Origin of the sequence: uncultured Planktosalinus sp., from assembly GCF_963973675.1 — a bacterium.
In the GTDB taxonomy this organism is placed as follows: Bacteria; Bacteroidota; Bacteroidia; order Flavobacteriales; family Flavobacteriaceae; genus Planktosalinus.
In genome coordinates this window covers 1-7,923 of record NZ_CAXBAN010000099.1, presented here as the reverse complement: position 1 = coordinate 7,923, position 7,923 = coordinate 1, and the positions used below count along the sequence as shown (strand labels likewise).

Sequence of the window (7,923 nt, the reverse complement as noted above, 5' to 3'; positions counted from 1 at the left end):
GATGCCTGGAAAACCCATTTGAGAAAAATGGATGAATTAAAGCAATCAGTACAGTTAGCTGTTCACGAACAAAAAGACCCCTTACTTATCTATAAGTTTGAAGCTTTTGAACTCTTTAAAGTAATGATTGAAAAAGTAAATAAAGAAGTGGTCTCGTTCTTATTTAAGGGGGAGTTACCACAACAAGATGAAGCACAAATAAGAGAAGCCCGCCAGCGCAAGCCGAAGGAAAATTTACAAACTCAAAAAGATGAAATCCCCAATATGGATGAGCGCGCTGCACAATCTCGGGCTGCAGGTCAGACTCAGTCACAACAAACAGTTACCGAAACCATTGTCAGAGACAAACCAAAAATTGGCCGGAATGATAAAGTAACTATCAAAAATGTAATGAGCGGTGAAACCAAATCATTGAAGTTTAAGCAAGCAATTCCTTTGCTGGACAAAGGGGAATGGGTTTTAATGGATTAAAGAAATTAATTGGGATGATTTTTGATAAACATCTTTATAAACACAAAATTTGATGAAGGTCTTTATCTGTCTTTTCTTTTTAATTTTTAGTGGACTGCTATCTTCTCAAGAGTTTGGCGCACAATTTTTAACCATTGATGAAACCACGTTACCTGAAGTGTTTCAGATAGAAAATAGTTTTTTTATTCAGAAATATAAAAAGCAGCAGTTTTCAAAGACATTGGGGCTATCATCAAGCAATTACTGGCAACCTGTAAGTATGCAAGACGCACTTAATAAACAAGATTCTTATCTCAATCGCAAACCAAATACGAATCGCCCAATCAATGCAGAAACCTTGGGGTTTAGTAAAGCTGTTAAAAAAGAGCGCGCTATCCAAGTAAGGGTGAATGAGCCCTACTATTTAGGTCGAAACCGTGTGTATAATTCAGTTTATCGTGATGCTTCCATGCCATTTTTTTACAATCCTTTTCATCACAGGACTGTTCCATTTTTTGAATATTAATCCTACCTTTAATAAGTGACAGGCATTTACATTTAAAAAACTGTTAGTTTAATAACCTTTCCCATTTAGCATACCCTTGGCTTTGTATTTTACAAAGGTAAATTCCTTTAGCAGCTGCTGATTCGATAGGAATTTCGCTATTTGCTGAATTGATCATGGAAATTAATTTACCATTCAAAGAATACAAACTAATTTCGAGGTTTTTATTATCGGTATTAGTCAGTATAAATTGACCTTGCACGGCTTTCGTGTTTTTGAAAAATACTCCTTTATAAAATTCGTTTTCTTCTAAACTTAAAACCTCATAAAAGTGAGGTTCAGATAAAATCAAACAAGTTGGAGGCCCAAATGTAACTTCTACAGTATAGTTTCCGGTTTGTTGTGGTTCAATTGAAAAATTATTCTCACCAAGAATTTCTTCCCCATCAATAAACCACTTATAATTATTTCCGTTTTCAGTAGTAATAAGCTCGACCCCTAATTCAGTAATTGTCACTTCTTCACCAATTACGTCAAATGTTACTGGAACCCCGCTGGAAAGCCATTGTTCAGGGCACTGTTCATAAGATACCTCCAGTAAATATGAACCTGCTTCAGAAACTTCATAAAAATCTTGAGTACCTTCCTGAACTAATTCACCATCTTTAAACCATCTAAAATTTTGAGGTCCTGGAAATGCACTTGAAATAATGGAAGTCTCTCCATAGCATAAGGTTGTATTAGGTTCATGTTCAATAGCAGGCGACTGAAATATCCAGGTATCAAACATTATTTCGTTAGAATCTTCAGTACAACCATCTTCGGTTATGGTAACAAATACATATGCAAAACCCAAATCACCGGCTATGATGCTTAATGTATTACTTGTTTCTCCTTCAAAATTGTTTGCGTTTCCGGATGTTGAAAACTTATATTTCCATTGATAGCTTTCATAACCTGCAGGAGCCATAAATTCAATAACCTGATTTGAGCATTGTATTTCATTTCCACCGCTTAAATCTGGGTTGGAAGTAACTGTACTATCAAAAGGACATTGCGCTATGGCTATGCTTTCAAAAAATAAAAAGAAAATTAAAAGTATAAATTGTTTCATTGTTTTTTTTTAATTGGTATATCTGACAACTAAATTATCTAAATTCAATGAAATAAAAAAACCGAAATACTTGAACGTATTTCGGTTTTTAGTTTATTATTTTTTAACCCTTTTATTTATGGTGCATAAACGCCTGTTTAGCCAATAATTCTTTTTCGGTTTCCTGATGATTATCATCTGGAACACAACAATCTACAGGACATACTGCTGCACATTGTGGTTCTTCATGAAAACCTTGACACTCTGTACATTTATCGGGAACAATATAATAAATTTCATCACTTACAGGTGTTTGAACTTCTTCAGCATTGACTTCTTTACCATTTGGAAGTACCACATTGCCTTCTAGGTCAGTTCCGTCGGCATAACGCCAATCATCAGCACCTTCATATATTGCTGTGTTTGGACATTCCGGCTCACAAGCACCACAATTGATACATTCATCTGTTATTATAATTGCCATAATTTTCTTTTTCTTTGCGTAAATTTGTACAAAAATAACTCCAAAACATTTCATAACCAAATTGCTTTATGACATTAACAGAACGTATCAAAGCCTTTATTCACCTTGGAAATTTTTTATCACAATTTGCAGAAAATCAGCCTCATAAAAAAGAGAACATTCCAAATAATGATTTGTTTTTTGAAGGTATGCTCCATCAGATTAAACTTGCTGAAGAGCACAATGGGTGGTTTACCAATGAAAACATTCGATTTGCAATTAAAAACTGGTCTGAAGCACTCACAGAAAATAATTTATCAGCCTGGGTTTCAGTCTATTCTTTTGATGGTAAACATCCGAAAACAGTCGCCATTATTATGGCCGGCAACATCCCATTAGTTGGGTTTCACGATTTTTTATCTGTTTTAATCTCCGGAAATAACGTGCTTGTGAAGCAATCAACAAAAGACAAACAACTCCTGCCCTATCTCGCTAAATATTTGGAACATATTGATTCTGGATTTAAAAAACGTATATCATTTACTGAGGAACAACTCGCAGATTTTGATGCAGTGATTGCAACAGGAAGTGACAATACCGCCCGATATTTTGAATATTATTTTAAAAACAAACCACATATAATCAGAAAAAATAGAAATTCTGTTGCTGTTCTAACCGGTAATGAAACTGAAAGCCAACTGAGTGCACTTGGTGAAGATATATTCAGATATTATGGATTGGGTTGTAGAAATGTGTCGAAATTAATGGTCCCAGAAAATTACAATTTTGATAAGTTTTTTAATGCGATCTATCCCTGGCATACTTTAATGGACAAACATAAATATGCCAATAATTATGATTACAACAAAGCAGTTTATTTGATGAGTGAATTTAAGTTTTTGGACAATGGTTTTTTTATGCTGAAAGCAGATAAAGGATACAGTTCACCTATTGCCAGTTGTTTTTATGAGTACTATTCATCTATAGAGTCACTAAAACACCAGTTACGACAAGATCAGGATCAACTTCAGTGTATTGTTTCTTATGGATTTACCGATGGTGAAGTTGCTTTTGGACAGACACAGCAGCCCGATTTGTGGGATTATGCCGATACAATTAACACACTTGACTTTTTATTGAAAATTTAGTGGACATTCAATATATTTTACGATTAAATGTCAGTAAATTAGTGCTATAAACTATTTGAAAATTACCCTATGAAAAAACATAATTTTAGTGCCGGTCCCGGAATTCTTCCAAGCGAGGTTCTTAAGCAGGCCTCCTCTGCAGTACTTAATTTTAAAAATACAGGCTTATCGGTTCTTGAAATTTCTCACAGAAGTAAAGAGTTTGTTACTGTAATGGAAAAGGCTCGCCGGCTTGCATTGGAACTTACCGAACTTGAAAACAAAGGGTATCAGGCTTTATTTATGCATGGTGGTGCCAGTTTTCAATTTGTACAGGTTGCACAAAATTTGCTGGAACGCAAAGCAGCCTATATCAACACAGGTACTTGGGCAAGTAAAGCAATTCAGGAAGCCCGTTTTTTTGGTGAAGTACTTGAAGTAGCTTCTTCAAAAGATCAAAAGTTCACCTATATACCAAAAGGGTTTGATATTCCTGCCGGTATGAGTTATGTGCACTGTACCAGTAATAATACAATTTATGGTACACAATTTAAAAAATTTCCAAAACCAACTGCTCCTTTGGTCTGTGATATGAGTAGTGATATTTTTTCAAGAGCTATTGATTATTCGCAATTTGATTTGATCTATGCTGGTGCACAGAAAAATATGGGTCCTGCAGGCACTACCCTGGTAATTGTAAAAGAAAATATTTTAGGAAATGTAAGCCGGGCAATTCCCAAATATATGAATTATAAGCAACATATTGATAAAGAAAGTATGTACAATACTCCCTCTGTATTTGCTGTATATTGTTCAATGCTTACTCTTGAATGGATCAAAAACAAAGGAGGGCTTACAACAATTGAAAAAGAAAATAACAGGAAAGCATCCTTGTTGTATGAGGAGCTGGATGCGAATGAATTGTTTGTCCCCAATATTTCTATCCAGGAAGACCGTTCCATGATGAATGTAACATTTAAACTTAAAGATGATTATCATAAAGATGTATTTGAAAGTTTATTGGCAGAATCCGGTATTAGCGGTCTAAATGGCCACAGATCTGTTGGTGGTTATAGGGCATCAATCTACAACGCTTTACCATTTGAAAGTGTGAAGTTACTTACAGAAATCATGCAGCAACTCAAAAACAAAGTTTAAAAAATATAATTTTGATAACTACTTTTAAATCATAAACCATCATAATGAAAGTATTAGCAAACGACGGAATCTCAAAAAGCGGCATTGAAGCCTTGGAAAAAGCAGGAATAGAAGTAATAACCACCAAAGTTGCTCAGGAACAACTCATTAATTACATCAATCAGCATAAAATTGATGCAGTTTTGGTTCGCAGTGCTACAACTGTAAGAAAAGAAGTAATTGACTCTTGTCAGTCAATCAAACTCATTGGCCGTGGGGGGGTTGGTATGGACAACATTGATGTTGCTTACGCCAAAGAAAAAGGAATTCATGTAATCAACACTCCGGCAGCATCTTCTGCTTCGGTTGCTGAACTTGTATTTGCACATTTATTTACCGGTGTTCGGTTCTTATATGATGCCAATCGAATGATGCCACTTGACGGTGACACTAAATTCAACGATCTTAAAAAGAGTTATGCCAAGGGAATAGAATTAAGAGGAAAGACTATAGGAATTATAGGACTTGGCAGAATAGGCCAGGAGGTAGCCAGAATAGCTTTAGGTCTTGGTATGAATGTGCTTGCGTGTGACAAATATGTTAAAAATGCTGAAATAACTCTTGAATTTTTTACCGGAGAAAAAATAAGTTTAGCAATTGAAACTATTCCTTTTAATGAGATTCTGAAAGTCAGTGACTTCATAACTTTACATGTTCCAGCTCAGGATGGATATGTAATAGGAAAAAAAGAAATCGAGCAGATGAAACACGGTGCGGCAATTATCAATGCTGCTCGTGGTGGTGTGCTGGATGAAGTAGCCCTAAAAGAAGCTTTAGATACTGGCAAGTTAAGTTTTGCAGGCTTAGACACTTTTGAAGAAGAACCAAGCCCGGCTATTCAAGTGCTAATGAACCCAAAAATATCGATGAGTCCTCATATTGGTGCTGCAACAGTTGAGGCTCAGGAAAGAATTGGAATTGAATTGGCAGAAAAAATTATTACTCATTTTAAAATTTAGCTTATGTCAACTATTTTAGAATTACTCAACAGCGACTTCGGACAAAAAATTATTATGGGCGCAAGCTCACAAACCAATGCACCAAAGGATAAAACTACTAAAGTAATTAGCATAGCTTTGCCCTTATTGCTGGGTGCAATGAAAAAAAATGCTTCAGAACCAACAGGAGCCAAAAGTCTTTTAAACGCTTTACAAACAAAACACGATGGCAGTATCGTCAACAATATCGACAGTTATTTTCAAGGAGGTGTCAATCAGGAAGATCTCAACGATGGAGAAGGTATTTTAAATCATGTTCTTGGTTCACAAAAATCTCAAATGGTAAGTGCTTTAAGTCTAAAAACAGGACTGGATAACAATAGTGTTGCTCAGATTCTAAAAGTTGCTGCCCCAATTGTGATAGGCTTGCTCGGCAAGGAAGCTAAAAATTCTAATGTCACAAATGAAAGTTCATTGACAGGCATTCTTGGAAATCTAATTGGCGGAAAATCTCAAGAGGAACAAAGCCTGCTTCATTCGTTACTTGACCAAGATGGAGATGGTAGTGTGATTGATGATATTGCAGGGATGCTTCTAAACGGCAATGATACTAGTAAAAAGAAAAGTTCAGGACTGGGTGGGCTGCTTGGTGGTTTGTTTAAAAAATAAAAATCATTTAATGTTATTTAAATTATAGATTCAACTAACTTACTCTGTTAAATATATATCAGTAAAAAATCTATTCCTTTTTAAATTTGTACCTTTGTGTTTATGAAGTATTTGTTCACTATACTCGTTTTTTCTTTGGTTGTTGTAAGTTGTGACACTTCAAAGTCAACCGTTAAATCAGGACCAGAAGATACTGGTTTTTCTGACACTGTCCGAATTGCCAACGATAGCATCGAGTATGAAATCATAATCATTGAACCCGGATTTAACAGCTGGTTAATTACTCAGCCACCCAAAGGATATTATGGGTTGAGCTATCTTGAAACCAGAAACATGGAATATGTTACTGAATACAACTACCGTGTTTATGCTCCAGGGTTTAACAAAAATCTATATGTACAGGAAATTAATTATGATCCTTCTGTTTCCTATGGGTTGGAAGTAAATTATTTACTTTACAATTACTTTAAATATTTTGAAATCACGTACAACCAAAAGCTTCGATGAAGAAACTTAAAGATCGCTGGGGCATAACATCCAACCGTCAATTAATTATCATATTTATTGTTTTTGGGATAACTGGTACTCTGGCAGCAAGGCTGGGTGAACCTTTAACTTTACTTTTAGGAATTTCACAGGACTTATGGTTATATTGGCCTGTAAGAATTTTAATAATTCTACCGGTCTATAAAGTAATTCTTTTACTGGTTGGTTGGATATTTGGTGAATTTGATTTTTTCTGGAATTTTGTAAAAAAAATGTTTCAAAGACTTACCTTCAGATAATACTATTATTAAACACTTGATAAAAGAAACAAAAATAACTTCTAAGCTTACATCCATTTTTCTGGGTGTTGCCTTGTTATTTTCTTTTTCTTCAGAAGCACTACATATTTTTAGTCACAGCGACTTTAATCATTGCACTGAAACAGGGACTACTCACCTCCATCAACTGGATGCTGAATGTGATGTTTTTGATTTTCACATTACTCCAGTATTAAGTCTTTCAAGTCATAGCATTCAGCCTCAAACAATATCAAATTTTAAGACAATATTTCCTCCTGTTGGGGACAAACTTTTTTTCACTGCAACTTTTCACATTAGTTTAAGGGGTCCCCCAAAAAGCGTATAACTTAAGTTTTCTTTCTTTTTTAATTTATCAACTTTTTTTGCGAAAGCAAGAGTAGTATTATGCGTATTTTTCTTTTTATATTATTTATTGGTTTTCAGTCTTATTCTCAAAACTGCAATCAATCCATAACCGGACGTGTTGTTGACTTCCACGATGGAAGTCCACTTTCTGGGGCAGTTTTAATTATTGCAGGTCACGAAATTTTTACACAAACCGATTTAGATGGTAACTTTCAGTTTGATAATCTTTGTGAAGGCAATTACACATTACAAGTTTCTCACCCTGAATGTGATACTAAGGCGACACAATTTACAATTCCTTTTGATGGCTCTCTAAATATAAGGTTAGAA

General features: G+C 34.9%; 11 protein-coding genes and 1 pseudogene. 10 read left to right on the top strand and 2 right to left on the bottom strand.

The window, feature by feature from the left end:
- Both secA and AACY61_RS05480 read left to right on the top strand, forming a co-directional pair.
- Nucleotides 1-471, top strand: a pseudogene (gene secA / locus AACY61_RS05485) (preprotein translocase subunit SecA); the annotation flags it as partial.
- A 52-nt stretch (nt 472-523) separates the two neighbouring features.
- On the top strand, nt 524-976 hold the full coding sequence (locus tag AACY61_RS05480) for a hypothetical protein (protein ID WP_339610579.1): 453 nt from the start codon (nt 524-526) through the stop codon (nt 974-976).
- Nucleotides 977-1,019: 43 nt separating this feature from the next.
- Here the strand turns inward: AACY61_RS05480 and AACY61_RS05475 are convergent, their stop codons facing one another.
- Both AACY61_RS05475 and AACY61_RS05470 read right to left on the bottom strand, forming a co-directional pair.
- On the bottom strand, nt 1,020-2,069 hold the full coding sequence (locus AACY61_RS05475) for a T9SS type A sorting domain-containing protein (RefSeq protein WP_339610578.1): 1,050 nt from the start codon (nt 2,067-2,069) through the stop codon (nt 1,020-1,022).
- Nucleotides 2,070-2,181: 112 nt separating this feature from the next.
- Nucleotides 2,182-2,532 carry a 4Fe-4S dicluster domain-containing protein gene (locus AACY61_RS05470; RefSeq protein ID WP_339610577.1) on the bottom strand — a complete coding sequence of 117 codons (351 nt, stop codon included), beginning with the start codon at nt 2,530-2,532 and terminating at the stop codon, nt 2,182-2,184.
- A 68-nt stretch (nt 2,533-2,600) separates the two neighbouring features.
- Here AACY61_RS05470 and AACY61_RS05465 point away from each other — a divergent pair, with 68 nt between their 5' ends.
- The 8 genes from AACY61_RS05465 to AACY61_RS05430 form a co-directional block, all read left to right on the top strand.
- Nucleotides 2,601-3,659, top strand: a complete 1,059-nt coding sequence (locus tag AACY61_RS05465) for an acyl-CoA reductase (RefSeq protein WP_339610576.1) — start codon at nt 2,601-2,603, stop codon at nt 3,657-3,659.
- Between the two features lie 69 nt (nt 3,660-3,728).
- Nucleotides 3,729-4,796: a 3-phosphoserine/phosphohydroxythreonine transaminase gene (gene serC / locus AACY61_RS05460; RefSeq protein ID WP_339610575.1), complete on the top strand. Its 1,068-nt coding sequence runs from the start codon at nt 3,729-3,731 to the stop codon at nt 4,794-4,796.
- Nucleotides 4,797-4,840: 44 nt separating this feature from the next.
- The gene (locus AACY61_RS05455; protein ID WP_339610574.1) at nt 4,841-5,794 is read left to right on the top strand and encodes a D-2-hydroxyacid dehydrogenase; all 954 of its coding nucleotides are present in this window, start codon (nt 4,841-4,843) and stop codon (nt 5,792-5,794) included.
- Nucleotides 5,795-5,797: 3 nt separating this feature from the next.
- A complete protein-coding gene (locus AACY61_RS05450; RefSeq protein ID WP_339610573.1) occupies nt 5,798-6,442 on the top strand; it encodes a DUF937 domain-containing protein in 645 nt (214 codons plus the stop codon).
- A gap of 102 nt (nt 6,443-6,544) precedes the next feature.
- Entirely contained in the window at nt 6,545-6,949 is a 405-nt protein-coding gene (locus tag AACY61_RS05445; RefSeq protein WP_339610572.1) for a DUF6146 family protein, read from the top strand.
- Complete coding sequence (locus AACY61_RS05440; protein ID WP_339610571.1) at nt 6,946-7,227, top strand: DUF6787 family protein; 282 nt, start codon at nt 6,946-6,948, stop codon at nt 7,225-7,227. The genes AACY61_RS05445 and AACY61_RS05440 overlap by 4 nt, the downstream gene beginning before the upstream one ends.
- A gap of 16 nt (nt 7,228-7,243) precedes the next feature.
- Entirely contained in the window at nt 7,244-7,573 is a 330-nt protein-coding gene (locus tag AACY61_RS05435; RefSeq protein WP_339610570.1) for a hypothetical protein, read from the top strand.
- Nucleotides 7,574-7,632: 59 nt separating this feature from the next.
- On the top strand, nt 7,633-7,923 hold a 291-nt coding region (locus tag AACY61_RS05430; protein ID WP_339610569.1), incomplete at its 3' end, for a carboxypeptidase regulatory-like domain-containing protein.